This is a genomic window from Phenylobacterium ferrooxidans, from assembly GCF_042714595.1.
Lineage (GTDB): Bacteria > Pseudomonadota > Alphaproteobacteria > Caulobacterales > Caulobacteraceae > Phenylobacterium > Phenylobacterium ferrooxidans.
Window position 1 is genome coordinate 45,216 of the sequence record NZ_JAOTJD010000014.1, and the last position, 26,547, is coordinate 71,762.

Annotated in this window: 30 protein-coding genes; 18 read left to right on the plus strand and 12 right to left on the minus strand. The window is 67.6% G+C overall.

Annotation, left to right across the window (positions count from 1 at the left end; all coding sequences use genetic code 11):
* Positions 1-91: 91 nt before the first annotated feature.
* The 6 genes from OCL97_RS09090 to OCL97_RS09115 form a co-directional block, all read right to left on the minus strand.
* A complete protein-coding gene (locus tag OCL97_RS09090) occupies positions 92-1,201 on the minus strand; it encodes an S-(hydroxymethyl)glutathione dehydrogenase/class III alcohol dehydrogenase (RefSeq protein ID WP_377369527.1) in 1,110 nt (369 codons plus the stop codon).
* A 136-nt stretch (positions 1,202-1,337) separates the two neighbouring features.
* Positions 1,338-2,738, minus strand: coding sequence for an ATP-binding protein (locus tag OCL97_RS09095; protein WP_377369529.1), 1,401 nt, complete (start codon positions 2,736-2,738; stop codon positions 1,338-1,340).
* A complete protein-coding gene (locus OCL97_RS09100) occupies positions 2,735-3,466 on the minus strand; it encodes a response regulator (RefSeq protein WP_377369531.1) in 732 nt (243 codons plus the stop codon). The genes OCL97_RS09095 and OCL97_RS09100 overlap by 4 nt, the downstream gene beginning before the upstream one ends.
* Before the next feature lie 77 nt (positions 3,467-3,543).
* Positions 3,544-4,071: a Spy/CpxP family protein refolding chaperone gene (locus tag OCL97_RS09105; protein WP_377369533.1), complete on the minus strand. Its 528-nt coding sequence runs from the start codon at positions 4,069-4,071 to the stop codon at positions 3,544-3,546.
* Between the two features lie 112 nt (positions 4,072-4,183).
* Entirely contained in the window at positions 4,184-4,666 is a 483-nt protein-coding gene (locus OCL97_RS09110) for a hypothetical protein (protein WP_377369535.1), read from the minus strand.
* Positions 4,667-4,683: 17 nt separating this feature from the next.
* Positions 4,684-5,670: a hypothetical protein gene (locus tag OCL97_RS09115; RefSeq protein WP_377369537.1), complete on the minus strand. Its 987-nt coding sequence runs from the start codon at positions 5,668-5,670 to the stop codon at positions 4,684-4,686.
* A 641-nt stretch (positions 5,671-6,311) separates the two neighbouring features.
* Between OCL97_RS09115 and OCL97_RS09120 the strand changes: the two genes are divergently transcribed.
* Positions 6,312-6,629: a GNAT family N-acetyltransferase gene (locus tag OCL97_RS09120; protein WP_377369539.1), complete on the plus strand. Its 318-nt coding sequence runs from the start codon at positions 6,312-6,314 to the stop codon at positions 6,627-6,629.
* Here the strand turns inward: OCL97_RS09120 and OCL97_RS09125 are convergent.
* Together OCL97_RS09125 and OCL97_RS09130 are read right to left on the minus strand one after the other, a co-directional pair.
* Positions 6,626-7,708 (minus strand): acyl-CoA dehydrogenase family protein, encoded by a 1,083-nt coding sequence (locus tag OCL97_RS09125; RefSeq protein WP_377369541.1) that lies wholly within the window; start codon positions 7,706-7,708, stop codon positions 6,626-6,628. The genes OCL97_RS09120 and OCL97_RS09125 overlap by 4 nt on opposite strands.
* On the minus strand, positions 7,708-8,901 hold the full coding sequence (locus OCL97_RS09130; protein WP_377369543.1) for an acyl-CoA dehydrogenase family protein: 1,194 nt from the start codon (positions 8,899-8,901) through the stop codon (positions 7,708-7,710). Before OCL97_RS09130 ends, OCL97_RS09125 begins: the two co-directional genes overlap by 1 nt.
* A gap of 472 nt (positions 8,902-9,373) precedes the next feature.
* Here OCL97_RS09130 and OCL97_RS09135 point away from each other — a divergent pair, with 472 nt between their 5' ends.
* Genes OCL97_RS09135 through OCL97_RS09190 form a run of 12 tightly spaced genes read left to right on the plus strand, consistent with a single transcriptional unit; the run spans position 9,374 to position 18,846 of the window.
* Positions 9,374-11,017, plus strand: coding sequence for a methyl-accepting chemotaxis protein (locus OCL97_RS09135; protein ID WP_377369545.1), 1,644 nt, complete (start codon positions 9,374-9,376; stop codon positions 11,015-11,017).
* Positions 11,017-11,325 (plus strand): STAS domain-containing protein, encoded by a 309-nt coding sequence (locus OCL97_RS09140; protein WP_305338868.1) that lies wholly within the window; start codon positions 11,017-11,019, stop codon positions 11,323-11,325. Before OCL97_RS09135 ends, OCL97_RS09140 begins: the two co-directional genes overlap by 1 nt.
* A complete protein-coding gene (locus OCL97_RS09145; RefSeq protein ID WP_377369547.1) occupies positions 11,322-11,693 on the plus strand; it encodes a response regulator in 372 nt (123 codons plus the stop codon). The genes OCL97_RS09140 and OCL97_RS09145 overlap by 4 nt, the downstream gene beginning before the upstream one ends.
* 29 nt (positions 11,694-11,722) lie before the next feature.
* Positions 11,723-14,074, plus strand: a complete 2,352-nt coding sequence (locus OCL97_RS09150) for a chemotaxis protein CheA (RefSeq protein WP_377369549.1) — start codon at positions 11,723-11,725, stop codon at positions 14,072-14,074.
* A 2-nt stretch (positions 14,075-14,076) separates the two neighbouring features.
* On the plus strand, positions 14,077-14,544 hold the full coding sequence (locus tag OCL97_RS09155) for a chemotaxis protein CheW (RefSeq protein ID WP_293496933.1): 468 nt from the start codon (positions 14,077-14,079) through the stop codon (positions 14,542-14,544).
* Complete coding sequence (locus OCL97_RS09160) at positions 14,541-15,419, plus strand: CheR family methyltransferase (protein WP_377369551.1); 879 nt, start codon at positions 14,541-14,543, stop codon at positions 15,417-15,419. The genes OCL97_RS09155 and OCL97_RS09160 overlap by 4 nt, the downstream gene beginning before the upstream one ends.
* Entirely contained in the window at positions 15,416-16,465 is a 1,050-nt protein-coding gene (locus OCL97_RS09165) for a protein-glutamate methylesterase/protein-glutamine glutaminase (protein WP_377369553.1), read from the plus strand. The genes OCL97_RS09160 and OCL97_RS09165 overlap by 4 nt, the downstream gene beginning before the upstream one ends.
* Positions 16,465-16,854: a response regulator gene (locus OCL97_RS09170; protein ID WP_215338423.1), complete on the plus strand. Its 390-nt coding sequence runs from the start codon at positions 16,465-16,467 to the stop codon at positions 16,852-16,854. Before OCL97_RS09165 ends, OCL97_RS09170 begins: the two co-directional genes overlap by 1 nt.
* The gene (locus OCL97_RS09175; protein ID WP_305338871.1) at positions 16,851-17,408 is read left to right on the plus strand and encodes a chemotaxis protein CheD; all 558 of its coding nucleotides are present in this window, start codon (positions 16,851-16,853) and stop codon (positions 17,406-17,408) included. The genes OCL97_RS09170 and OCL97_RS09175 overlap by 4 nt, the downstream gene beginning before the upstream one ends.
* Positions 17,408-17,773, plus strand: coding sequence for a hypothetical protein (locus OCL97_RS09180; RefSeq protein WP_305338872.1), 366 nt, complete (start codon positions 17,408-17,410; stop codon positions 17,771-17,773). Before OCL97_RS09175 ends, OCL97_RS09180 begins: the two co-directional genes overlap by 1 nt.
* A 27-nt stretch (positions 17,774-17,800) precedes the next feature.
* A complete protein-coding gene (locus OCL97_RS09185) occupies positions 17,801-18,397 on the plus strand; it encodes a response regulator (RefSeq protein ID WP_377369556.1) in 597 nt (198 codons plus the stop codon).
* A complete protein-coding gene (locus OCL97_RS09190; RefSeq protein WP_305338874.1) occupies positions 18,394-18,846 on the plus strand; it encodes a hypothetical protein in 453 nt (150 codons plus the stop codon). The genes OCL97_RS09185 and OCL97_RS09190 overlap by 4 nt, the downstream gene beginning before the upstream one ends.
* A 24-nt stretch (positions 18,847-18,870) precedes the next feature.
* Here OCL97_RS09190 and OCL97_RS09195 read toward each other — a convergent pair whose 3' ends face one another.
* Entirely contained in the window at positions 18,871-19,248 is a 378-nt protein-coding gene (locus OCL97_RS09195) for a sulfotransferase (RefSeq protein ID WP_377369558.1), read from the minus strand.
* Complete coding sequence (locus tag OCL97_RS09200; protein WP_377369560.1) at positions 19,208-19,564, minus strand: c-type cytochrome; 357 nt, start codon at positions 19,562-19,564, stop codon at positions 19,208-19,210. The genes OCL97_RS09195 and OCL97_RS09200 overlap by 41 nt, the downstream gene beginning before the upstream one ends.
* A 274-nt stretch (positions 19,565-19,838) precedes the next feature.
* Between OCL97_RS09200 and OCL97_RS09205 the strand changes: the two genes are divergently transcribed.
* Genes OCL97_RS09205 through OCL97_RS09215 form a run of 3 tightly spaced genes read left to right on the plus strand, consistent with a single transcriptional unit; the run spans position 19,839 to position 22,962 of the window.
* On the plus strand, positions 19,839-21,518 hold the full coding sequence (locus OCL97_RS09205) for a sulfatase-like hydrolase/transferase (RefSeq protein WP_377369562.1): 1,680 nt from the start codon (positions 19,839-19,841) through the stop codon (positions 21,516-21,518).
* Positions 21,519-21,523: 5 nt separating this feature from the next.
* Positions 21,524-22,531: an alpha/beta fold hydrolase gene (locus tag OCL97_RS09210; protein ID WP_377369564.1), complete on the plus strand. Its 1,008-nt coding sequence runs from the start codon at positions 21,524-21,526 to the stop codon at positions 22,529-22,531.
* Entirely contained in the window at positions 22,528-22,962 is a 435-nt protein-coding gene (locus OCL97_RS09215; RefSeq protein ID WP_377369566.1) for a hypothetical protein, read from the plus strand. The genes OCL97_RS09210 and OCL97_RS09215 overlap by 4 nt, the downstream gene beginning before the upstream one ends.
* 18 nt (positions 22,963-22,980) lie before the next feature.
* Here the strand turns inward: OCL97_RS09215 and OCL97_RS09220 are convergent, their stop codons facing one another.
* Together OCL97_RS09220 and OCL97_RS09225 are read right to left on the minus strand one after the other, a co-directional pair.
* The gene (locus OCL97_RS09220) at positions 22,981-23,391 is read right to left on the minus strand and encodes a DUF1330 domain-containing protein (protein ID WP_377369568.1); all 411 of its coding nucleotides are present in this window, start codon (positions 23,389-23,391) and stop codon (positions 22,981-22,983) included.
* 3 nt (positions 23,392-23,394) lie between these two features.
* Positions 23,395-24,297 (minus strand): haloalkane dehalogenase, encoded by a 903-nt coding sequence (locus OCL97_RS09225; protein ID WP_377369570.1) that lies wholly within the window; start codon positions 24,295-24,297, stop codon positions 23,395-23,397.
* Positions 24,298-24,395: 98 nt separating this feature from the next.
* Here OCL97_RS09225 and OCL97_RS09230 point away from each other — a divergent pair, with 98 nt between their 5' ends.
* Both OCL97_RS09230 and OCL97_RS09235 read left to right on the plus strand, forming a co-directional pair.
* Positions 24,396-25,490 carry a ribonuclease Z gene (locus OCL97_RS09230; RefSeq protein WP_377369572.1) on the plus strand — a complete coding sequence of 365 codons (1,095 nt, stop codon included), beginning with the start codon at positions 24,396-24,398 and terminating at the stop codon, positions 25,488-25,490.
* Positions 25,491-25,500: 10 nt separating this feature from the next.
* On the plus strand, positions 25,501-26,523 hold the full coding sequence (locus tag OCL97_RS09235) for a glutathione S-transferase family protein (protein WP_377369574.1): 1,023 nt from the start codon (positions 25,501-25,503) through the stop codon (positions 26,521-26,523).
* Positions 26,524-26,547 lie beyond the last annotated feature (24 nt).

The following is a 26,547-nucleotide window of genomic DNA, read 5'->3' on the forward strand; positions in this document are numbered from 1 at the left end:
GCTTCACCTGAACCGGATAAAATGGGTCTATCTTCTTAAAGTTAGAGCGTGACGAGCGCTTCAACCGGCGTCCACTTGAAGCTGTCACGCTCTAGAACACCACCACCGAACGGATGCTTTCGCCCGAATGCATCAGGTCGAAGGCCTTGTTGATGTCCTCCAGCGGCATGACGTGGGTGATCATCGGATCGATCTCGATCTTGCCGTCCATGTACCAGTCGACGATCTTCGGCACGTCGGTGCGGCCCCGCGCGCCGCCGAAGGCCGTGCCCTTCCAGACCCGCCCAGTGACCAGCTGGAACGGCCGGGTGGCGATCTCCTTGCCGGCCTCGGCCACCCCGATGATGATGCTCTCGCCCCAGCCGCGATGGCAGGCCTCCAGGGCCTGGCGCATCACAGTGGTGTTGCCGGTGCAGTCGAAGGTGTAGTCAGCCCCGCCGTCGGTCAGGGCCACCAGGTGGGCGACGATGTCACCGTCGATGGCCTTCGGATTGACGAAGTGGGTCATGCCGAACTTGCGGCCCCAGGCCTCCCGATCAGGATTTATGTCGACGCCGATGATCATGCCGGCCCCCACCATCCGCGCGCCCTGCAGGACGTTCAGGCCGATGCCCCCGAGGCCGAAGACGATGACATTAGCTCCGGGCTCTACGCCCGCCGTATTGACCACCGCGCCGACCCCGGTCGTCACGCCGCAACCGATGTAGCAGGCCTTGTCGAAGGGAGCGTCGTCGCGGATCTTGGCCACCGCGATCTCGGGCAGGACGATGTGGTTGGCGAAGGTCGAACAGCCCATGTAGTGGGCGATCGCCTGGCCCTTGTAGGAGAACCGGCTGGTGCCGTCCGGCATCAGGCCCTTGCCCTGGGTCCCGCGGATCGCGGTGCACAGGTTGGTCTTGCGCGACAGGCAGCTTTTGCACTGGCGGCATTCCGGCGTGTAGAGCGGGATCACGTGGTCGCCGGGCTTCACGCTGGTGACGCCGGGGCCCACCTCCAGCACCACGCCCGCCCCCTCATGGCCCAGGATCGAGGGGAAGATGCCCTCCGAATCCAGCCCGTCCAGGGTGTAGGCGTCGGTGTGGCAGATCCCCGTCGCCTTGATCTCCACCAGCACCTCGAAGGCCTTTGGCCCCTCCAGGTCCACCTCGACGATCTCCAGGGGCTGCTTGGCTTGGAAGGCGACAGCGGCGCGGGTCTTCATGGGGGATTCCTCCAGAACTTCGGGGGACCATGTCGGCCCGTCGCCGGAGAGGCAAGACGCCTGGGCGGTCAAAATTTCCCAACCGCCGCGACGCCTTGGGGGAACCTTTCCTCCCCGCTGCGAGAGGGAGAAGGGGCTACCCCGCCGACAGCGGCAACCGCACCCGCGCCACCAGCCCCGCCGCCGAAGACACCAGCACCACGTCGCCGCCGTGCGCGCGCGCGATCGAGCGCGCCACGGCCAGGCCCAGCCCCACCCCGCCGCCATCGAGGGTCCGGGCGGCCTCGGCCCGGTAGAAGGGCTGGAAGACCCGCTCCAGCTCGCCGGCTTCCAGGCCGGGCCCGTCGTCGGCGATCTCCACCAGCGCGTGGCCGTCCTCTTGGAAGACGCGGACCCGGCCCCGCACGCCGTGCTTCACCGCATTGTCCAGCAGGTTGCCGAACAGCCGCTGCAGGCCGAGCGCGTCGGCGTCGACCGTCATCGGCCTGCTGTCCTCCAGAACCGTCAGGTCCTGGTCGCCGGCGTCGTCCACCAGGCATTCCAGCAGCGACAGCAGGTCGAGCCGCTCGCGCGGCCGGGCGGCGCTGGCGTCGCGGATGAAGGCCAGGACCGAGGTGATCATGGCCTCCATCTGGGTGATGTCGGCCAGGACCGCTTCCTTCACCGGCCCCGGCGCGCCTTCCAGCTTGAAGCGCATGCGGGCCAGCGGCGTGCGCAGGTCGTGGGAGATGGCGCCGACCATGGCGGTGCGGTCGTCGATGAACCGCTTCAGCCGCACCTGCATGTCGTTGAAAGCCCGCGCCGCCGCGCCGATCTCGGCTGGCCCCGACAGCGCCATCAGCGGTCCGCTGGGATCACGCCCCAGGGTCTCGGCGGCCTGGGCGAACTGGCCCAGAGGCGCGGTGATGCGGCGGGCGAACAGATAGCCGAGCGGCGCGACCACCATCAGGCACCCGGCCAGCCAAGACAGCACCCGCCTCTGCCAGTCATTGGGGAAGGGCTCGGGCTGGGGCTGCACCACCACCCACTGGCCGTCGCTGTGGCGCACCGCGGCGCTGAACTCGCCGAACATCGGCGGGCCTATCTCCCGGAAGGCCATCATCGGGCGCCTGCCGGCTCCGAACTCATCGGCCATGATCCGCTCGTGGCGCACCTCCATGGCCGCGCCGCCGATGCCCAGGGTGCGGTGCAGCCGGCCGGGGAAGGTCATGTGCTGGGTCAGGCGGACGTCAGCTTCCCGAACCCCCAGCAGGGCCGCCAACTGGCGGCGGGCGTGCTCGCCGGGGAAAGGCGGATTGGCGGACTCGGGGGGCGGCGCGGCCTGCACCTCCCGCAGCAGGGGCCGGCCGAAGCGCGGCGTCAGCGAGCCGCCCTTCAGCGCCTGGGCCACCTCCTCCAGCCGGTAGACGGCCCGCGGGGGCGGCGGCATCAGCACCACCACGGCGAAGGTGACCACCTGGGCGGCGATCAGGCTCACCACCAGCAGAGCCACCAGTTGCAGGGCGATGGGTGCGCGATTGCGCCCCCAAGGCCTCACGGGCGGGTCACCTTGGCGTCGAACAGGTAGCCGGCGCCGCGATAGGTCTTGATGATCTCGCCGCTGGAGCAGTCATGCAGCTTGCGCCGCAGGCGGCTGATCTGCACGTCGATGGCCCTGTCGAAGACATCGGCCTCGTTCCCCCGCGCCCTCTCGATCAGCTCGTCCCGCGACAGGATCCGCTGCGGGTGGTCGAGGAAGACGCTGAGCAGGGAGAATTCGCCGGCGGTCAGCAGGATGCTCACCCCGTTGGGCGCCCGCAGCTGGCGGCGCACCCCGTCCAGGGTGAAGCCCAGGAAGTAGTAGGCCTTGCCCCGCAGCGGCCCCGGACCGCGGGCGTCCTCCCCGCGGCGCAGCACGGCGCGCACCCGGGCCAGCAGCTCGCGCGGGCTGCAAGGCTTGGCCAGATAGTCGTCGGCGCCCAGCTCCAGGCCCAGGATGCGGTCGATCTCCTCGCCCATGGCCGACAGCATGATGATGGCCGGCCCGCCCGCCTCCGAGATGCGGCGACAGATGGAGAGGCCGTCCTCCCCCGGCAGCATCAGGTCGAGGACGATCAGGTCGATGGGCGCCCCGGCCAGCACCTGCTCCATGGTCAGGGCGTCGCCGGCCTGGAGGACCCCATAGCCATGCTGGGAGAGATAGTCGGCGATCCCGCCCCGCAGCTCCGCATCGTCATCGACGACGAGGATCTGCGGGGCGGGGAAGGCGTTGGCGGCGGGGGTCATGCAAGCTTCAGTGCTGGCCAATAGTGGCGTCACTATCGCACCCCCGCCACAATTCGTCGCTGTGACCGGCCGGAGCCTCAGTCGTGGGACGGACCGCCCGAGCCTCCGTGCATCATCATCATCTTGCGTCCCATCATCGGTCCGGCCCCGTGCATCATGGCGCCGGCGCCGTGCATCCGGTGCAGGGCGTCGAACACGGCCTGCTGATCGGGAGCCAGGGCGGCGTAGAAGGCCCGCGTCGCGGCCTCCATCTTGGCATGGAGCGCCTGGCGCTCGGCGGCCTTCTTGTCCATCTCGTCCAGCCGCTGCGGCGTGGTCATGGCGGGCTTGGGCGCGGCCATCGCCATGGGCGGCATGGCATGGTGATGCATGGCGTCCCGGAAGGCGCGCCAGGCGGTTTCCTGGTCAGGACGCAGGCGCAGGATAGTGTGCATGTCCTTGTCCATCTGGGCCATGTGCTCGGCCATCTTCGCCTTCATGGCGGCGGGGGCGCCGGCGCCGTGCATGGCGTGCATGTCGCCCATGCCAGGCGGCGGGCCGGGGGGCTGGGCGGCTGCGGGGCCGGCGAGCAGGCTGATGGCCGCGAGGGCTGCGAATCTGATCATGGAATTCCTCCTGAGACTTCCACCCAAACTCGCATGGACAGACCCCGCCTTGATTTCAGTCACAGGCTCCAAATTGAAACAGGGCTGAAACGGAGGGCGGAAGCTCCCAGGCCTAGGACGGTGTCTTGTAGATGGGCGGCGGACCGTCGAGGTCGATATGCTCCATGGGAGCGCCGGTTTTCAGGTACAGATCCAACTCACGGACCCGCGTCAGCGCGATGTCGATCTCGGCCTGAAGATTGCCCCCGGACGTGAACCAGTCGGGCTCGCCTTGCCAGAAGCGCCAACGCGGGGGTTTGCTCCGATAGATGCGCCCCGGAGATGAATGGGCCCAGTCATAGCCTGGACCCATGCGTTCGGTCTGGCTCGTCCGAAACTCGATGACATAAAATGGCCGGTCGTATTTTCGCCAGTGGACGGCGATCTTGTCGAGGTGGCCCTCCCGGACCCGGCCATAGCCCAGGCCGAAGGTGTCGGGCTCCACCCCCGGCGGCGGTTTTCGCCCCCGCCGAAAGCCAAGCTCCTTGAACAGTGGGTAGACCTGCTCCCGCACCGCTGAGACCAGAGGTTTACGCGAGCCAATGTTCTCCTTCACCCAAGTTTCATAGGGCGTCATCGGCGGTCCATTTGGGAGACATTCGAGCCCGACACGGCTCCGCCAAAGAGCTTCCCTGCATCCCGAGGCAGCCAATGCTCGACAACATAGTTCGGCAATTCGTCAACCGCCCGCAATTGCGCCGAACTCAAGGTCGGCTCAAATCCGAATTTGGCTTCAATCTTCTTGCCCTTCGCGGTGACAAGATCGACCCGGGTCTTATGTTTGCGGGGATAAAAAGGGCGTTCCGGCAGCTCGAAATACCTCTGCTCAACGACTATGTCGTCCCCCTCGATCTTGCTTCTCCGCCGAGAGAGAAACTCTCCGAAGTGCCCCTTCGCCACCGACGGCAGTCTGTGAGAGAGAAGGGTTCCTACGGCTCCCGCGCCTCTCCCGAGCAGGTTGCCCTGAAGAGCACTTAAGGCGACGTCCCGTACAGACACGTCGCGGTCGTTGAGTGATGCATTCGTTGCGGCATAAACTCCGCCGCCAATTGCCCCGCCAGCGCCTGGCCCCAGCCGCATGGTGGCCACTCCATCGGCCGCGCCTGCTAAAGCTGCGGAGGCGTACGATCCCGGCAAACTGGCTTTCCGCTCCGCAAAATCTAACGCCGCTCGACCACTGACACCCAATGCTGCGCCACCCGCGCCCGCAACGCCCGACCAATAGAGGCTATTCTTCAGCCCCCGGCCCAAAGGTGCGAGGCGCTGGGTCGTCTTGGCCTGCCGAACGAAGGCTGCGCTTGGAGCCAGGTAACGCGCCGCGACGCCTTCAACAATCGGACCACCTGCCGCCATGCCCAACAGCCCGCCGCCGATATAGCCAATGGTCTGCGCCCTTGGTCGATACTTTGCGTCGTCGGCATTCCGCGCCGACTGCGCCTCGAAAGCTCGTTTATACCGGTCGCCCCAATCGCCCGCCTCTCCCACGCTCAATGAGGCTTCCAATGCGGCCTCCCCCTTGTCGGCCAAGCCGAGAGTGAGAAGGTTCGCCGCGCTGCGCACGGCTGTGTCAGCTTGGAGCGCAGCATTGCGCCAGGGCTGATGCTGTGACGACGAGGTGGGGGTTCGTGCCGCGCGGAATGTGGAGCCCTCGACTCTCGACACATCACTCCGGGCGTGGGTGGAATTTGGACTCGTCCGATACGCAGTGGGCCCTCGCGGGACTGGACGACCAATGTACGCCCGTCCAAGGGCTTCCAACTGCGACCCGGTAGCCGCCACAAGTGATTGGCCGACTTTGGTTCCTATATGCCAAGCATCTAGCCCCGCTCGCCGATAGGCTTCCTTAGCCTCTTCGATGTCTTCGGTTTTTCGCCGATACCAGTGGTCAAGGTTCTCGTTGGCGGCGCGCAACCGCGCCTCCAGGCTTTGCGCCATATCTCTATTCTCCTGATGGGACGCGCCGAACTGGGAGCCGAACTCAGGAGGTCAACAAGCCTCACTATCGTCGGGCAAAACTAGCGGCGCTCGATTGCGCCAACGTTCCGACATCATCCCATACTCTCGCTCAAGTGACAAGAACAAAACACGAACACATGAGGTCCGCGCATTCGACGTCTCGCTCCGATGCTCCTGGGCGCATGGGGCTTTGACCCCAAGCGAGCGCCCTGCTTGATTGCTGACGCAAGTTCCAGGAGACCCAGATGGCGGCGGACGACGACCTGACCGTGACCATGAACACCGACACGTCTCGCTTCGAGGTCCAGCTCGGCGGGGAGACCGCCTTCGCCGAGTACCGGCTGAAGGGCGACACCATCACCTTCCCGCACACGGTCGTTCCCGACGCCTTCGCCGGCAAGGGCGTGGGGGCCAGGCTGGTCCAGGCGGGCCTGGCCTATGCGAAGGAGAACAAGCTTTGGGTGAAGCCCACCTGCAGCTTCTTCCACGCCTGCATCGCCAAGCGGCCGGAACTGCATGAACTCGTCCCCCCCGACATGCGGGAAGGACTGGCCACCCCCTAGGCCGTCAGCCCCTGCATCTGCGCCGCCAGGGCCCGGACCCGTTCCGGACCGCCCAGCAGCTGGCGGTTCAGGCCCACCCGCTTGAACCAGAAATGCAGGCCCAGCAGGTCGGTGATGCCCATGCCGCCATGCACCTCGGTGGAGGTGCGTGCGATGAAGCGCGACACCTCCGACAGGTGCGCCTTGGCGTGGGCGGCCACCAGCGAGCTCTCCTGCGGCGCGGCGTCAAAGGCGTAGCCGGCGTACCAGACGAGGGATCGGCAGGGCTCCAGCTCGGCCGCCATCTCGGCGCAGAGGTGCTTGACCGCCTGGAAGGAGCCGATGACCCGGCCAAACTGCCGGCGTTCCTTTGCGTAGGCCACCGCCTTCTCGATCATCACGTCGCAGGCGCCCAGGGTGTCGGCGGCCAGGAGAATCCAGCCGGCGTCCCGCAGGCGGGCCAGCACGCCCTGGCCGCCGGTCAGGGGTTCGGCGGCCACCTGGTCGAAGGTCAACTCGGCCATGCGGCGCGTCTGGTCGATGCCGGTCATGATCTCCCGCCCGAGCCCACTCGCCGTCCCCTCGACAAGATGCAGGCCGCCACCGGTGTCAGCGACGATCAGCAGGTCGGCGGTCAGGCCGTCGGGCGCGAACAAAGCCTTGCCGGTGAGCTTGCCGCCCGCCGTCGCGACCCCCGCGCCATCCCGCGCGCCGGCCACCGCCTCGGAGATGGCGACCGCCGCCGTCACCTCGCCCGACGCCAGCCTCGGCAGCCACCTGTCCTGCTGCTCAGCAGACCCCGCCAGCCGAAGGGCCAGGGGGGCGAGCACCGCGCCCAGGAAGGAAACCGGTGTCACGGCCCGCCCCAGGGCCTCTGACATCAGGGCCGCGTCCAGCAGGGTGAGGTTCAGTCCCCCATAGGCCTCGGGGATCACGAGGCCCGGCAGGCCGAAATCGGTGAGCGCCGCCCAGACATCGGCGGCCTGGTCGGCGGGATCGCCGGCGAATTTCCGAACCCGCTCCAGCGGGGCCGCCTCGGCCAGGGTGCGGCTGAGGCTCTCCTGCATCATCCTCTGGTCGTCGGTGAGGGAGAAATCCATCAGACCGCCGCCAGCTTGGGTTCGCGCGGCAGGCCCAGGCCCCGCTCGGAGATGATGTTCTTCTGGATCTGGGCGGTGCCGCCGCCGATGATCAGCCCCAGGTCGAACATGTAGTTGCGCTGCCAGCTCCCCTTGGCCCGCAGGTGCGGCCCGTCCTCGTAGAGCACCCCCAGCTCCCCCAGGGCGTCGATGGCCAGGGCGGCGATCTGGTGGTTCAGCTCGCACCCCTGCAGCTTGACCACCATCGCCGCCATGCCCGCGTTCTCCCCGGTCATGGAGGCGGTCAGGGTCCGCAAGCCATTGAACTTCATGGTCATCACCCGCGCCTGAAGCGCCATCAGCCGGTCGGCCATCACCGGATTGTCGATCAGCCTCTGGCCGTCCACCGTCTCGGTCTTCATCAGGTCGATGAGGGCCGCGAACCTCGCCTCCGTCGCATTGGGGTCCCCGAGCATGCCGCGCTCATGCTTGAGCGTCGCATTGGCCACGAACCAACCCCGCCCCCGCCCGCCCACCACGGCGCTCTGCGGGACCCGAACGTCGGTGAAGAACACCTCGTTGAACTCCGCCGACCCGGTCATGGTCTTCAGGGGCCTGACCTCGATGCCGGGCGTGGTCATGGGAAACAGGATGTAGGAAATCCCGTCATGCTTGGGCGCCTGCGGCTCGGTCCGCACCAGGCAGAAGATCATGTCGGCCTGGGCCGCCGTGCTCGTCCAAATTTTTTGGCCCGAGATCAGGAAGTCCTCGCCGTCCTCAACCGCCTTGGTCTGGAGGTTGGCAAGGTCCGAACCTGCGCCCGGTTCGGAATAGCCTTGGCACCAGACGATCTCGCCGCGCAGGGTGGGCGCGATCCAGCGGGTCTTCTGTTCCTCCGACCCCACCTCCAGCAGGGTGGGAACCAGCATGGAGATGCCCTGGTTGGCGAAACCCCGCGGCGCGCCGGCGGCGGTGAACGCCTCGGCGATGATCCGGGACTTCAGGATGTCGGGTTCCGCGCCATAGCCGCCATAGGCCTTGGGGATGGTCCGAGCCGCATAGCCATTGTCGATCAAAAGGGCCTGCCATTCCATGGCCGCCTCGCGGGGACGATCCGCCCCGGCCCCCGGCGCATACCGGTCCTTGTGGGCCGTCAGGAAGGCGCGCACCTCGTCACGGAACGCCTCCATATCGGGCGTCAGCCTCAGGTCCATGGCGTTTTCCTCCAGCGGCGTCATGTTGGCGGACAGGCCAGCACCGTCCGGCCCTGTCCGCAAGTCTGACCTCGCGGAACCCGCCTTCACCCAAGTCTTGAACTCGGATGCGCGTGCCAGATTGTCGCGGCGCATACCAAGTCGCCGCTTTTATTGGGGAACCACACCAGCGGCCAGGGCGGGCCAAGATTCCGGTAACCATTTCTTCAAGCCAAACACCGTACCCAATTGAGACGTCCGATCGACTTGGCCTTGGCACGCCTTGCGCTTCCGAAGCATTCGATCCGGGTAAACAGATCAGCAGGGGGCTCATCGATGATCGTTCATAGTATGTCGAAGTATTCCCCGCCCTGCATGAGCATCACCACGACACCCCTGAGTCTCGTCAAGCTCGAAGAGTCGCGTTCTCCGACTCACCGACTCAAATCCGACCTCAGCCCGGCCGCGGCTGCTCAGAACGCCCGGCCTCCGCATGGCTGACAACAAGACCATCGCCCTCGACCGCCGCCTCGACTTCATCGGCCTGGACGCCAAGGCCCGCGCGGCCCTGGTGGACGCGCGGCCCGTGGTGGAGCGCGCGCTGCCGGTGGCGATCGCCGCCTTCTACGAACAGCTTGGCCGTCACGACCAGACCCGCAGCGTGTTCGGCGGCCCGGACCACATGGCGAAGGCCCAGCAGCGCCAGATCGGCCGCTGGGGCGGCGTGCTCAGCGCGCACTACGATGAGGCCTATCTGAAGGACGTCCGTGCCATCGCCGAGGCCCACGTCAATATCGGCTTCAAGTCCGAGTGGGCCATCGGCGGTTATGCCCGCATCCTCGACGAGATGGGGCGCTCCATCCTGGCGACCCATTGGCCGAAGGGGTTCGGCGGCAAGACCGCCCAGCGCGACAAGGCCTGCGACGCCATCGGCGCGGTGATCAAGGCCGCCCTGCTGGACATGGACCTGTTGTTGTCCTTCCAGAACGAGATCGTTGAACACCAGCACGTCGAGGCCGCCAGCCTGCGCAGCGAACTCGACCTGGAGCAGAAGAAGGCCGTCCACGGCCTGGCCGGCGCCCTGCAGGCCCTGAGCGAAGGCGACCTGCGCCACCGCATGGGTCAGAACTTCTCCGGCGAGTACGCCAAGCTCGGCGCCGACTTCAACAAGGCCATCAGCCACCTGGAAGAGGTGATGGGGGCCATCGCCGGCAATGTCTCGGGCATCCACGCCGGAGCCGGAGAGATCAGCACCGCCGCCGACGACCTCTCGCGCCGCACCGAACAGCAGGCCGCGACCCTGGAAGAGACCGCTGCGGCGCTCGACCAGATCACCGTCACCGTCCGCAAGACCGCCACCGGCGCAAAGGCCTGCGCCGAGGTGGTGCTGGCCGCCCGCGGCGACGCCCAGACCAGCGGCGATGTGGTGCAGCAGGCCGTGTCGGCGATGAGCCAGATCGAGAACTCGGCCCAGCAGATCAGCCAGATCATCGGGGTGATCGACGAGATCGCCTTCCAGACCAACCTGCTGGCCCTCAACGCCGGCGTGGAAGCCGCCCGGGCCGGAGACGCCGGCAAGGGCTTCGCGGTCGTGGCCTCAGAAGTGCGCGCCCTGGCGCAGCGCTCCGCCGAAGCCGCCAAGGAGATCAAGGCGCTGATCAGCGCGTCCACCGCCCAGGTCAGCTCCGGCGTGCAGTTGGTCGGCCAGACCGGCGAGGCCTTGCAGCGCATCGTCAGCCGTGTCGCCGAAATCGATGGCCTGGTGAGTGAGATCGCCGCCAGCGCCCAGGAGCAGGCCGTCGGCCTCGCCCAGGTCAATACCGCCGTCAATCAGATGGACCAGGTGACCCAGCAGAACGCGGCCATGGTGGAGCAATCCACCGCCGCCAGCCACAACCTGGCCCAGGAAGCCCAGGGGCTCGCGGGATCGGTGGCCATGTTCCAGGTCGGCGCCCAGCATGCGCCGCCGCCCGCCCTCCCGCGCAACGTCACCACGGCGACTTCCGCCCGCCGCCCCCCGGTCGCGGCCTTCGCCGCCCGCCACGGCGCGCCCCAGGTCCGCACCTCGGCCCGTGACGGCGCCGCGCTCCGCAAACCCGCGCCGCAATCGGGCGCCGATGAATGGGAAGAATTCTGATGTCCACCGAAGCCGCAACCCTCGCGGAACGGGCGACCGTCAGCCTGGCCCCGGTCCTGGACCTGCAAGCGGCCGAGCCGCTGCGGGCCGAGCTGATGGCCCTGCGCGGGCGTCCGCTGGACCTCGATGCGTCTCAAGTCACCCGCATGGGTGGTCTCTGCCTGCAGGTTTTGATGTCTGCGCGCAAAATCTGGTCCGAGGACGGCGTCTGCTTAACGGTGGATCAACCGTCTTTGGCGTTTTCAGAGCAATTGGCTGCGTTCGGTGAACCCGAGCTTCAATTCGAGCCGGAAGGGGAACTTTCGTGAGCAAGACCGTACTGACCATCGACGATAGCCGCACCATGCGGGAGATGCTGAACCATGCACTGGTTGAGGCGGGCTACCGCGTCATCCAGGCCGTGGATGGCGTCGACGGCCTGGAAGTCCTCCAAGCCAACGCCGGCACGGTGGACGTGGTGATCACCGACATCAACATGCCTCGCCTCGACGGCTTTGGCGTGATCGAGGGCGTCCGCGCCAATCCCGATCACCGCGCCACGCCGATCCTGGTCCTGACCACGGAAAGCGATGCGGCCAAGAAGGAACGGGCCCGTTCGGCCGGCGCCACCGGCTGGATCGTCAAGCCGTTCAACCCGGTGAAGCTGGTCGACGCCGTTCGCCGCGTCGCCGCCTGACCCTCTAGAAGCCGTTTCGGAGCGTTCCGTTGGATCCGTTCGAGAGCATCAAACAGACGTTCTTCCAGGAGTGCGATGAACTCCTGACCGACGCCGAGCAGGGCCTGTTGGCCATGGAGTCGGGCGAGGCTGACGACGAGACGATCAATGCCGTCTTCCGCGCCGTCCACTCGGTGAAGGGCGGCGCCGGGGCCTTCGGGCTGGAAGACCTGATCCGGTTCGCCCACGTCTTCGAAACGGTGATGGACGAGATCCGCTCCGGCAAGATGGAGCTGACCGACGACGTCGCCAAGACCCTGCTGCGGGCCTTCGACGTCCTGGCCGACCATGTGGCCGCCGCCCGCGACGGCGGCAAGGTGGAAGAAGGCCGCTCTCAAGGCGCCTACAGCGAACTGCGCGGCCTGATCGGCGGCGAAGAGGAAGATGACGACCTGGGCGGCGGCGGCGACGAGGACTTCGGCTTCGTACCCCTCACCCTCAGCATCGAGGGCGACGAGGCCCCTGGCGGCTTCATCGACCTGGACGCCCAGAACGCCGAGGCGCAGGCCGAGCTTCCGGTCGGCGAGGCGGCGCAAGGCGATAGCCTGTCGTGCTGGATGATCGAATTCTCTCCGAAGTCGGAGATGTACGCCAAGGCCAACGAAGCTGGCCTGGTGCTGCGCGAACTGGCCCGCCTGGGCGAGACCCGCGTCACCCTGATCGACGAGGCCCTGCCACCCCTGGACCAGCTCGCCGCCGAGCAGGCCTATGTGAGCTGGCGCATTCAGCTGTTCACGGACTCTGACGAAGCCTCGATCCGCGAGGTCTTCGAATTCGTCGAGGACGACTGCAACCTGATCATCACCCGCGACGGCGCTGATCCCGCAGCCGCCGAGCCGCAAGCCGCCGACGACGGCCTGAGCGACGACGATCGCGCCGCCGCCGCCTCGGCCACAGCCGATCTGGATATCGCCGCCCTGCTGGCCCGCGTAGGCGGCGGCGAAGCCCCCGCCGAACCGGAAGCCGCCCCCGAAATCGTCGCCGAGGCGCCCGCCGAGGCGCCGGCCGAAGATGTCGCCGCCCTGATCGCCCGCGCCCAGAGCGTCGCGCCGGCCCCGGCTCCCAAGCCCGCGGCCCCGGCGCCTGTCGCGGCCCCGCCGGCCGCTGCGGCCAACGCCGCGCCCACGGCCGCGGCGAGCGTCACCATCCGCGTCGACCTGGACCGGGTCGACCGCCTCATCAACGCCGTCGGCGAGCTGGTCATCCAGCAGGCCATGCTGTCGCAGAGAGTCCTGGAGAGCGGACTGGCGCGGTCCTCCAACGTCGCCCTGGGTCTTGAGGACCTGGAACTGCTGACCCGGGAAATCCAGGACAGCGTCATGGCGATCCGCGCCCAACCCGTGAAGTCGGTGTTCCAACGGATGCCGCGACTGGCCCGCGAAGTGGCCGACATGACCGGCAAGCGCGTCAAGCTGGTGATGGAGGGCGAAGGCACCGAGGTCGACAAGACCGTGATCGAGCGCCTGGCCGACCCGATCACCCACATGCTGCGCAACGCCATCGACCACGGCCTGGAAGATCCCGAGGGCCGCGCCGCCGCCGGCAAGCCCGCTGAAGGTCTGGTGCGCCTGCGCGCCCTCCACCGCGGCGGCCGCATCGTCATCGAGCTGCAGGACGACGGCCGCGGCATCAACCGCCCCCGCGTCCGCGGCATCGCCGTCGACCGTGGGCTGATCACCGAGGACCAGGTGCTGTCGGACGAGGAGATCGACAACCTGATCTTCCTGCCCGGCTTCTCCACCGCCGAGGTGATTTCCGACATCTCCGGCCGCGGCGTAGGCATGGACGTGGTCCGCCGCTCCATCCAGGGCCTGGGCGGACGCATCTCCATTTCCTCTGAGCCCGGCAAGGGTTCGAAGTTCACCATGTCCCTGCCGCTCACCCTGGCCGTCCTGGACGGCATGGTGGTGACCGCGGCGGAACAGACCCTGGTGGCCCCGCTCTCGGCCATCGTCGAAAGCCTGACCCCGCGCACCGAGGACGTGCACTACATCGGCGGCAAGGACGCGGTGATCCGCATCCGCGACATCTTCGTGCCCCTGATCGACGTCGGCGTGGCCCTCGGCTTCCGCGAGACCGCCATCGACCCCGCCTCCGGCGTCGCGGTCCTGGTGGAGAGCGAAGGCGGCGGCAAGGCCGCCCTGTTGGTGGAAGCCATCCAGGGTCAGCGCCAGGTCGTCATCAAGAGCCTGGAAGCCAACTACCAGCAGATCGACGGCGTGGCCGCCGCGACCATCCTGGGTGACGGCCGCGTCGCCCTCATCCTCGACGTCGACGCCCTTGTGACCACGCAGCGCCGCAAGCCGGCGGCGCGTCCCAGTGAAAAGCGAATGGCCAGCTAAGTATGACCGCGCCCCTCACCACCTCCACGAGCCCCTCCCGGGAGCTCATCGCCTTCCGGATCGGCGACCAGGAATTCTGCGTCGATATCATGCAGGTGCGGGAAATCCGCGGCTGGACGACCGCCACGCCCCTGCCCCGCACCCCGGCCTACATGAAGGGCGTGATAAACCTGCGCGGCGCCGTCTTGCCGATCGTCGACCTGGGCGCTCGCCTGGGCCTGACCACGGCTGAGCCCAGCGCCCGCCACGTGATCATGGTGGTCAACCAGGGCCACCGGACCTTGGGTCTGCTGGTGGAAGCCGTCAGCGACATCATCAACGTCACCGAGGACATGGTGCAGCCGACCCCTGACGTCGCCTGCGACCAGGTGAAGACCTTCGTGAAGGGCCTGTTCGCCATCGAGGGCCGCATGGTCAGCCTGATCTCGCTGGACCGCGTCCTGCCGGAAATCGAAGCGGAGGCCGCATGAGCAGCTTCCCCAGCAAGACTGGCAACCTCGTCGAGGGTGAGTTCCTCTTCACCAACGAGGACTTCCAGCAGATCGCCCAGATCCTGCACTCCCACGCCGGCATCGCCCTGGCCGAAGGCAAGGCGGCGCTCGTCTATTCGCGCCTGGCCAAGCGCCTGCGGTCCCTCGGCCTGCGCTCATTCCGCGAGTACTGCGCCCTGGTGGAAGACGTCCGCGAGGTGGACGAACGCCAGGCCATGATGGCGGCGCTCACCACCAACGTGACCCGCTATTTCCGCGAGCCGCACCATTTCGACCACCTGCGCGACGTGGTCCTGCCGCCCCTGGTGGACCGCGCCCGCAAGGGCGGCAAGATCCGCCTCTGGTCGGCCGCCTGCTCCAATGGCCAGGAGCCCTATTCCATGGCCATCACGGTGCTCTCGGCCCTGCCGGAAGCCGCCAACCTGGACGTCAAGATCCTGGCCACCGACATCGACCCCAACATGGTCGCCGAGGGCAAGGCCGGCATCTATCGCGAGGACGCCGTCGCCCCGGTTCCGGTCGAACTGCGTCGCCGCTGGTTCAAGAAGCCCACCTCGGGCGGACAGGACAGCCGCTGGGAAGTGGCCGACGAACTGCGCGCCCTGGTGGCCTTCCGCGAGCTCAACCTGATCGGCGACTGGCCGATGAAGGGGAAGTTCGACGCCATCTTCTGCCGCAACGTCGTGATCTATTTCGACGAACCGACCCAGGAACGCATCTGGAGCCGCTTCGCCCCCATGCTGAACCCGGGTGGCACCCTCTATATCGGCCACTCCGAGCGGGTGACCGGCGCCGCCACCAACATCTTCGAGACCACCGGTCTCACCACCTATTCCCTGAGGAGCGGCCGATGAGCGTTGGTGTTCTCGTCGTCGACGACTCGGCGACCATGCGCGGCCTCATCGCCGCGGCCCTGAAGCGTGACCCGGACATCGAGGTCCTGGGCTTCGCCAACGATCCGCTGGAAGCCCGCGAGCAGATCAAGAAGCTCAATCCCGACGTGGTCACCCTGGACGTCGAGATGCCGCACATGAACGGCATCGAGTTCCTGGAAAAGATCATGCGCCTGCGCCCGACGCCGGTGGTCATGGTCTCGACCCTGACCCAGAAGGGCGCTGAGATCACCATCGAGGCCCTGGAGCTCGGCGCGGTCGACTGCGTCGGCAAGCCCGTACCCGGTGACGGCGTGTCCCCGCATGAGGCCTTCGCCGATCTTCCGGAAAAGGTGAAGGCCGCCGCCCGCGCCCGGGTTCGGCCCTATTCCGGTCCCGTCGCCCCGGTGGAGCGCGAGAAGAACTACGCCGCGGCGGGCGAGCTGATCCTGGCGATCGGCTCCTCGACCGGTGGGGTCGAGGCCCTGATGACCATCCTGGCGAACTTCCCTGACACTTGCCCGCCGACGGTGATAACCCAGCACATGCCGGCGACCTTCACCAAGAGCTTCGCCGAGCGCCTGAACCGCATCTCCGGCGCCACCGTGGCCGAGGCTCATGACGGGGCGCGGCTGATGCCAGGCCACGTCTATGTCGCCCCCGGCGGCGTGGCTCACCTGGAGGTGGTCTCCTCAGCCCACCCGGTCTGCCGTCTGCGGGAGTCCGACCCCGTCAACGGTCACCGGCCATCGGTGGATGTTCTGTTTGAGTCGGTCGCCAAGCTGAACCGTCCCTCCGTCGGTGTGATCCTGACCGGCATGGGGCGGGATGGCGCCGCGGGCCTGGCGGCCATGCGCAAGGCCGGCGCCCGGACCCTCGGTCAGGACGAGTCCAGCTGCGTGGTCTACGGCATGCCCAAGGCGGCCTTCGAGATCGGCGCGGTGGAAAAGCAGGTCGGCCTGTCGCGCATGGGCCCGGCCATTCTCAATGTCTGCTCGGCCGCGGCCGAGTCTCAAAGGAGCGTGTGATGCCTGCCGCGTCCGCCCTGAAAACCCTCATCGTCGACGACCAGCAGACCATGCGGTCGCTGATCCGCACCAGCCTGCACGCGCTTGGGATCACCCAGACGCGGGAAGCGCCCGACGGCGAGGAGGCCCTGCGCGCCATGCTGAGCCTGCCGGTGAACCTGGTGATCACCGACTTCAACATGCCCAAGCTGGATGGTCTGGGACTGCTGCGCGCCATCCGCGCCCATGGCCCCACCTCGAAAGTGGCCGTGATCATGCTGACCGGCCGGGCCGATCGCGAGCTGGTTCAGCGCGCGGTTCAATTCGGCGTCAATAATTATCTGGTCAAACCATTCACGACGCAGACCCTAAAAGAAAAAATCGAAGCGGTGTTTGGGCCCCTTTCATGATCGTTGAGAACGTCTCGAATCGTCCCGGCAAGCGGGTCCATGTCGTCCAGGGGGAGCATCACGTCTCCTCCGACCCGGACGTCATGCTGACGACGATTCTCGGGTCGTGCGTGGCCGTCTGCCTGCGCGACACCGAGGTCGGTTTCGGCGGCATGAACCATTTCCTGCTGCCCGAAGGTAAGGCCGAGGGCCTGGACGAAGGCCGACGCTACGGCGCCTTCGCCATGGAACTGCTGATCAACGAACTTCTGCGCAACGGCGGCCGCCGTGAACGCATGGAGGCCAAGCTGTTTGGCGGGGCCCGGATGTTCGGCGGCCTGTCAGACGTGGGCGCCTCCAACGCCGCCTTCGCCGAGAAATTCCTGCGCGACGAAGGCATTCCGGTGGTGGGCGGCAGCCTCGGGGGCTTCGGCGCCCGGCGGGTCCAGTACTGGCCGACCACCGGCCGCGCGCAACAACGCACCGTCACCGACACCAACGAGGTAGCGCGCCTGAAGACGCCGCCGAAACCCGTTCCGGTGGTCGAGGACGATGGGGATCTGGAGCTGTTCTGATGAGCCATTCCGCCGCCCAGACCCCGCGGGTCCTCGCCTCCCTGGCCGACGAGCTGGAACACGCCGGTGCGCTTTGCGACCGGCTGGAGATGCTGGTCACCCAGCTTGTCCGCGCCAGCCGCGGCGAGACCCTGGAGATCGCCCTGCACGAGGCCCAGACCGTTGATGTGCTGACCCAGCACCTGGCGGCGCTCGCCACCTTCACGCGGCGGCTGTCGACCCAGGCCCAGAGCGGCGGCGCCTACGACCTTTCCGACGCCATCGCCGGGGTGACCCTCGGCGACCTCGCCCTGCGCCTGGCCCAGGTGACGCGTGAGGCCGAGGGCCTCACCGCCGCCGAGTCCGGCGACCTCGACCTGTTCTAAGACCCCAACGCGAAACCCCCGATCGCCATGGCCCTAGACCCCAACATCCGGATCAACCTCGATCGCTCGGTCGTGCTGCTGGTGGATGACAATCCGCAAGCGCTCGAGGCCCTGAGCGCGATGGTCCGGGGGTTCGGGGTTCGCAAGCAGTTCAAGTGCGGCTCGGGCGCCGAGGCCATGCACTATGTGAAGAATCAGGAACTCGACCTGATCATCACCGACGCTCAGATGCCCGACATGGACGGCTACGACTTCGTCCGCTGGCTGCGCCGCGACGCGCCGCCGGAGCTGATCTTCACGCCGGCCATCATGCTCACCGGCCACGCCCCGCGCAGCATGGTGGAGAAGAGCCGCGATTCCGGAGCCAACTTCATCCTGACCCGCCCGTTCACGCCTGAGATCCTGCTGCAGCGGATTTTCTGGGTCGCCCGGGACGAACGCCAGATGGTCAAGGCCGAGAACTATGTCGGCCCCGACCGCCGCTTCAAGAATCTCGGCCCGCCCCTCGGGGTTAAGGGCCGCCGCAAGGACGATCTGTCCACCCACGTCGGCGCCGCCACCGATCCCAACATGGATCAGAACGAGGTCGACATGCTTATGAAGCCTGCACGGGTGCAAATTTGAGCAAGACCGAGTTCATCAAGGTCCAGAACCGCCTGTCGCAGCAGCTGGCCAAGCCCGGCGGCATGACCGCCGACATCGCCACCCAGCGCGCGCGCCGCGAACTGGCTGCCCAGGCCGGCGACGCCAAGAAGTCGCTGGGGGTCACTATCGGCCGCATGGAGGCCATGGTCGCCGAGAAGACCGCCTCGGCCGACGACATCTATGTCGAGAGCGCCATCGTCCTCGACATCGCCGGCATGTTCGACATGCGCACCCTGTGCGACGCCTCCTACAGCCTGTGCGAACTGACCGACCGCCTGCGGACCAAGGACCGCCAGGACTGGAGCTCGATCGGCGTCCACGTCAACGCCCTGCGCCTGATCTGGAGCAAGGACGACAAGGACGCCGCCCAGCTCAAATCCGTGGTCGACGGGCTTTGGGCCATCACCGACCGCCTCGACGCCAACTAGGCGGCGCAACGCAGACGCGACCGCCTAGGCTTCGGTCCGGCGGCCTGGCAGGATGGCGCGCATCGGTTCCAGGCCCTCCCCGTAGCGCCGCCAGCGGCCGACGGACGAGGCGTGGAGCGGTTGGCGCACCTGGACCGAACCGGCGGTCGCCACGGGGGCGGCGTTCTCGTGGAAGGACAGGCAGCGCGGGTTCAAGGTCAGTCCGCAGAACGCCAGCAGCCGCCGGGTCTGCGCCGCCGGGTCGGTGACGTCCTCGTAGGCGATCTCGGTGAAGCGGTCGGCGGGCAACACCCGCCTCAGCTCGGTGAAGCGGTCGGCGGGCAACGCCCGCCTCAGGGCGTCTATCGTCGCGGCGATCGCTTCAGGGTGTCTCCAGGCTTTCGATATAGGCCGCGATGTCATCGGCCTCGTTGGCGGTGAGTCCGATCCTGGGCATGTCGTAGTGACGCCCCTCGGCGATGTCCTCCATCCGGCGCCTGAAGCTGAGGGCCGTCATCCCGCGCCGCATGTCGCGAAACGCGGTCGATGGGGACCGGGGGCTTTCGCCGTAGAGGCCCAGCCCATGACAGCCGCCACAGCGGAGCTCAGCCAGGTCCCGCCCCCGCTCGGCCGCCACATCCGCAGCCGATGTAAGCGGGACATTGGCGCCGCCGCAGGCTGTGAGCAGCAGGAGGGGAATGCAAAGTGACCAGGCCTTACGCAACCCAAGCTTCGCCATCGAAGGTCCTCCATGGGCGCCGGGAGACAGAGCGCTCCGAAACCAAGGCTCCAGAGCGCTCCTCCAGACCACGGGCTCGGGGGGGAGCGTCCAGTAGACTGGATGTCCAGACCAATCAGTTCCCTGGACCTCTCGACCTCTATCGCCAGTCCGCCGCGACGCCTTGACCCAGATCAAAGGCCGCGGCGGACCATCACGCTGGACAGGCCCGAAATGTAATGGCACTATTAATGCCAATATATAAGGCGGAGGGACCGCCAAGGGGGCGAAGATCATGAAGAAGCGGATCTGGCTGGGCGCCACCGCCCTCGTGATCGCCGCAGGCGTCGGCGTCGCGGCGATGAACAGGCCCGCGATCCTGAGCATGGTCGCCCGAGCCCGCATGCCTCAGGTGGAGCCGAACCGTCCGGTGACCTGGGCGCAGGGTCCCATCGCGCCCGCCCCCGGCGAGCGGCCGCCGAACGTGGTCTTCATCCTGGCCGACGATCTGGGGTTCAACGACATCACCCTGAACGGCGGCGGCGTGGCCGGCGGGGTGGTCCCGACGCCGAACATCGATTCCATCGCCCGGGACGGCGTCGACTTCGTGAACGGCTATGCCGGCAACGCCACCTGCGCCCCGTCACGGGCGGCGCTCATGACAGGCCGCTACCCCACCCGCTTCGGCTTTGAGTTCACCCCCGCGCCCGTGGCCTTCGCCAAGCTGGTGGGCACCGAGGCCGAACCCGACTCCATCGTCGAACCGAAGTTCTTCGGCGACCGCGTCAAGGACATGCCCCCCGGCAGCACCGCGCGGTCCCCCACCGCCGTGAACACCCTGAGCGTTCCCACCAGCGAACTCACCATCGCCGAAGTGCTCAAGACCCGTGGCTACCACACCATCCACCTCGGCAAGTGGCACCTGGGCGGGGCGGAAGGCTCACGGCCGGAGGCCCAGGGTTTCGACGAGAGTCTGGGCTTCATCGCCGGCGGCTCGATGTTCCTGCCGGAGAAGGCGCCCGACGTCGTCAACGCCAAGCAGCCCTGGGATCCCATCGACCGCTTCCTATGGCCGAACCTTCCCTATCAGGTGCAGTACAACAACTCGGCGATGTTCGCGCCGAAGGGCTACATGACCGACTACCTCACCGATGAGGCGGTCAGCGCCATCAAGGCCAACAGGAACCGGCCGTTCTTCCTCTACTACGCCCCCAACGCCATCCACACGCCGCTGCAGGCCACCAAGGCCGACTACGACGCCTTGCCTCAGATTGCGGACCACCGCCTGCGGGTCTATGGCGCCATGGTGCGCAACCTGGACCGCAATGTCGGCCGCGTGCTCCAGGCCCTGAAGGACGAGGGCCTGGACGAGAACACCCTGGTGATCTTCACCAGCGACAACGGCGGCGCGGGCTATGTCGGCTTGGCCGACGTCAACCGGCCCTATCGCGGCTTCAAGTCGACCTTCTTCGAAGGCGGGATCCATGCGCCTTTCTTCATGCGCTGGCCGGGCGCGATCCAGCCGGGGTCGCGTTACGCCAACCCCGTCAGCCACATTGATATCTTCGCCACCGCCGCCGGCGCGGCCGGGGCGGCGCTTCCCAAGGACCGGGTGATCGACGGGGTGGACCTCGTCCCCTACCTGCAGGGCAAGGCCTCGGGCCGCCCGCACCAGACCCTTTTCTGGAGATCAGGCCAATATCGCGCCGTTCGGGACGGCGACTGGAAACTGCAGAGCAACGGGGCCCGCGGAAAGGTGTGGCTCCATGACCTCGCCGCCGACCCGACCGAGCAGCGCGACCTGTCCAAGGCGAGACCGGACAAGGTCGCCGCCCTGCAGGCCCTGCTCCGCGAGCAGGACGCCCAGGCCGCCAAGCCGATCTGGCCCTCCCTGCTGCAGGGTCCGGTCTTCATCGACCACCCCAGCGGCCAGCCCCAGAAGGCCGGCGAGGAATACATTCTCTGGGATAACTGAGGCCCATGACCCAGTTCCTCACCACAGACTCGGGGGTTCCCTTCCTGCGGTCGCCGGAAGCCGACTTCGAGGGTCTGGCCGACTACCCCTTCGCGCCCCGCCACATTGAATTTGAGGGCTTGCGTCTGGCCTATGTGGACGAGGGGCCCAGCGACGGGCCGGTCGCCCTGCTGATGCACGGCATGCCGACTTGGAGCTACTTGAACCGGAAGATCATCCGTCGACTGGTGGCCGCTGGATGGCGCTGCATAGCGGCCGATCACATCGGCTTTGGCCGCTCTGACAAGGTGACCGATGATGGCTGGTACTCCATCGCCCGGCACGTGGCCGCCCACCGGTTGCTGATCGAGACCCTGGACCTGAGGGCAGTCACCCTGTTCTGCCAGGACTGGGGCGGCCCCATCGGCCTGGCTCAAGCCGCTGAGCAACCGGAACGGTTCTCGCGCCTGGTGGTGATGAACACCTGGCTGCACCACGCCGCCTACGCCTACACCGACGCCTTGAAGCAGTGGAACGCCCAGTGGCAGCCCGACGGACTGTTCGGCATGAACATCCCGGAGAAGCTCTCGCTGGGCTGGTTCATGATGCTCCCGCTGGGCCACATGAAGCCGGCTGACCTGTTCGGCGTCATCAGCACGGGAACCTACCCCGTCCTGACACCGGAGCAGGACGCCGTGCGCCGCGGCTACGACGCCCCCTTCGAGGGCCTGGGCCGGGCGGGTCACGCCGGGCCTCGCCGCTTCCCCCTGAGCCTGCCCTTCGACAATCCGCAGGGCGGCGCCGCCGAGGCCCAGGCGCGTTGGTTCGAGGCTCTGCTCAGCTGGAAGAAGCCGGTCCACTTCGTCTGGGGCGGCGCCGACGCGGTCTTCACAGAAGCCTGGGGCCGGGCCTGGGCGGCCCACTATCCACAGGCCAGCTTCGACCTGCTGCCCGAGGCCGGCCATTTTCTCCAGGAGACCCACGGCGAGCAGATCGCCGAGATCGTCCTGGAGCGGATGAAGGCCAAGCCATGAGCTTGTTTCCGCCCTCGACCAATGCTCAGTACCTCGGGGCTCGGAGTTCGGTCTGGTTCCTGGGACTGTCAGCGGTCCTGACCCTGGTCCCCGGCCTGATCCACAGCTTTCTGCCCGACGGCGGAGCCGGTGTGATCGGGGGCCTGGATATGGGTGACAGGCGCGACATGGTGATCAGTCTGTTCCGATGGGAGGGCGCGACCCAGCTGGCGCTGGGAATGGGACTGCTGATGGTGGCCTTGCGCTATCAGACCCTCACGGCGCTGTTCCTGGCCCTGGTGATCGTTGAGCGCGGCCTGATGAGCCTGCACGGCTGGGTGCTGTCGCCACCGGTCAGCGGCCACCACCCTCCGGCCCACTATGGCAGCCCGGCGTTTGCGGCCCTTGCCCTGGTGTTCCTGATTCTGGCCCTGCGTCCGCGTCGAGGCTGAGGAGCGCCAATCACTCCCCTATCCCAGCGGCTTGGTCTTGATGTTGAGCTGACCGGCCAAACCCGCCTTGCGGTGGTGCTCGATGGCCGCCATCTCCGGCGACATCGCCATCTCGCGGAAGGCCGCCAGGGACGGATATTCGGCGAGCGCCACCATGTCCCACAACGCCTCCACCTCGCCGATCATCAGGCCGGTGACCTCGCCGCTGTAGTGGATGCGCCCTCCCAGGGCCTCCACCAGCTTGGCGACCTCAGCCCCGTATCGCGCATAGGCCTCGCGGCCGCTGAGGTGGGCGTCGCTGCCATCGGCGTACTCGGCCTTCGGCTTGAACTTCAACAGGTTGACCATGACGAAGGGGCCCTCCTCGGGCGCCCCGAAGAATTCCATGGCCTGCTGCATCGGGGGCAGGACGGCGTTTTCAACCTTCATGGTTCAGCTCCGGGCCTTGATCATTGTGTCGAGGATGGCGGTGATGTCGTCTGGGCAGTCTTCCTGCAGGAAGTGGCCGCCCTTCGTGGTGACGTGGGGCTGGCCCTTGGCGCCGGGGATGCGGGTCTGGAAGACGGCGTCGCCACCCCGGCTGACGGCGTCGCCGTCGCTGAAGGCGGTGACCACGGGCCTGTCGAACCGCTCCAGCACCTCCCAGGCGGCCTTGTTCTCCGCCACCTGGCCGTGCTCGGGCGTCACCGGCACCAGGGTCGGGAACTGCCGGGCGCCTTCCTTGTAGGTCTCGTCCGGGAAGGGGGCGTCATAGGCGGCGATCTCGGCCGGGGTCAGGTCGCGGCCAGTTCCCATGTTGACGATCATGCCGATGGGCATTTCCGGGACGGTCTGGCTGAACTCAAGCCAGGCCTTGAAGCCCTCGGTCATGCCCGATCCCGTCGGCAGGCCGGTATTGGCGATGACCAGGCCTGCGAAACGGTCGGGGAAGGCGGCCACCAGCCGCAGGCCGATCAGCCCGCCCCAGTCCTGGCAGAACAGCGTGACGTCCGTCAGGTCCATCGCCTCGAACCACTGGCTCATCCAGTCCACGTGGCCGGCATAGGTGTAGTCGGTGCGCAGGGTCGGCTTGTCCGATCGCCCGAAGCCGATCAGGTCGGGCGCGATCACCCGATGGCCCTTGGCTGCCAGGGCGGCGATGATCTTGCGATACAGATAGGCCCAGGACGGCTCGCCGTGCATCAGCAGCACGACCGCCCCGTCACGCGGTCCTTCGTCCACATAGGCCAGGCGCAGGGCGGTCCCGTCGCCATCCATCACCTGCGCGTAGTGGGGCGCGTAGGGCCAGTCGGCCAGGCCGGCGAAGCGGTCGTCCGGAGTCCTCAGAACCTGCATGCAATCCCTCTCGCCACTTCTCTCTGGCTCTTGACCAAAACTAGTGACAATATGAGTGCCAATACATTCCCGGGTCAAGCCGGGCGGGAGGGACGAAGATGTCGAAGCGTCGGATAGCAGCCCTGGTTCTGATCGGGCTGGTCGCGGTGGGCCTGGCCGGCGCCTGGCTGATGCGGGGCAGGATCGCCACGGCGACCATGGAGAGAATCTACCTGGAGGTCATGGCCCGCGACCCCTACGCCGATCTGCCGGACGGCCTGCATGTGGGTCTCTGCGGCTCGGGTTCGCCCATGCCCGACCCCACCCGCGCCGGGCCCTGCACCGTGGTGCTGGCGGGCCAGAAACTGTTCGTGGTCGACGCCGGCGCCGGAAGCACCAAGAACCTCTCCCTGATGAACCTGCCCCCGGCCCGCGTGAACGCGGTCTTCCTGACCCACTTCCACTCCGACCACATCGACGGCCTGGGCGAGCTGATGCTGCAGCGCTGGGCCAGCGGGCCCAACACCAGCCCGCTGCCGGTCTACGGCCCCACCGGGGTCGATCAGGTGGTGGCGGGGTTCCAGTCGGCCTACGTGCTCGACCGCGGCTACCGGGTCGCGCACCACGGCCCCGCCGTGACGCCCCCCAGCGGCTTTGGCGGCGCGGCGCGGTCCTTCGAGGCGCAACCCAACCTGCCGGACGTCACCGTGATCGACGAGCCGGACCTGAAGGTCATCGCCTTCCCCGTACACCACAATCCGGTGGAGCCGGCGGTTGGCTACCTCTTTATCTACAAGGGCCGGCGCGTGGTGATCAGCGGCGACACCGCAGCCTCGCCGCGCCTGGAGGCCGCCGCCAAGGGCGCCGACCTGCTGGTGCACGAAGGACTGTCGCCGGAGCTGGTGGGCCTGCAGCGCAAGGCGGCCCTGACCGACGGGCGCGCCAACCTGGCAGCGATCTTCCACGACATCCTCAGCTACCACACCACCCCCGAGCAGGCCGCCGGCATCGCTCAGCGGGCGGGCGTGAAGTCCCTGCTCTTCACCCACGTCATCCCGCCCCTGCCGAGCCGAGCCCTGGAAGGCCCGTTCCTGGGCAAGTCGCGGGAAATCTTCAAAGGCCCCATCCGGGTCGGCCATGACGGCGACCTGATGAGCTTGCCGGCGGGCTCCACCGAGATAACCTATTCCAAACGGCTCCAGACCTTCCGCTGAGGAGATCGGCATGTCCGACCCCATCGCCCTCTCCGGCGCCCCCGGCTCGCCCTACACCCGCAAGATGCTGGCGGTCCTGCGCTACCGGCGCATCGCCTATCGCTTCCTGCCCCCCAGTGGTCAGGCCCTGGCGGGCCTACCCCAGCCGAAGGTCGCCCTGCTGCCCACCTTCTACCTCCCCGACGAGGCCGGAGAGTTGCAGGCGGTGACCGACTCCACCCCGATCATCCGGCGGTTGGAGCGTGAGCACGAGGGCCGCAGCCTGATCCCGGCCGACCCGGCCCTGGCCTTCCTGAACGAGCTGATCGAGGACTATGCCGACGAGTGGCTGACCAAGGCCATGTTCCACTACCGCTGGGCCTACGAGGCTGACATCGCCAAGGCCGCCGCCATCCTGCCCTGCTGGCGGGGGTTCTGCGTGCCGGACCAGGAGTTGGCGGCCCGCGGGGCGATGTTCGCCGAACGTCAGATCGGCCGCCTGCGCTACGTCGGCTCCAACGCCGTAACCGGCCCCGTGATCGAGGCGGCCTATGTCCGCTTCCTGAAGGCCTTCGACGCGCACCTGACCCGGCAGCCCTATCTCCTGGGTCATCGGCCTGCCGCCTGCGACTTCGCGGTGTTCGGCCAGCTGACCCAGCTCGCCGAGTTCGACCCGACGCCGATGGCCCTGACCCTGAAGACCGCGCCGCGCGTCACCGCCTGGGTCGGGATGATGGAGGACCAGTCCGGGGTCGAGCCCGCGCAGGACGGCTGGAACGACATCAACGCCCTGCCGGAAACCCTGATCGCTCTGCTGACCGAGATCGGCAGGGTCTATCCACCGGTCATGCTGGCCAATGCGCGGGCGGTGATGACGGGCGCTTCGGAGGTCGAGGCGGTGGTGGACGGCCAGGCCTGGAGCCAGCAGCCGTTCCCCTACCAGGCCAAGTGCCTGCAGTGGCTGCGTGCGTCGCGGGCGGATCTGGAGAGCGGCGCGCGGGCGAAGGTGGATTCCATCCTCGCCCCCACCGGATGCATGGCCCTGTTCGCCTGAAGACTGGCGCCAGACTGCGAGCGG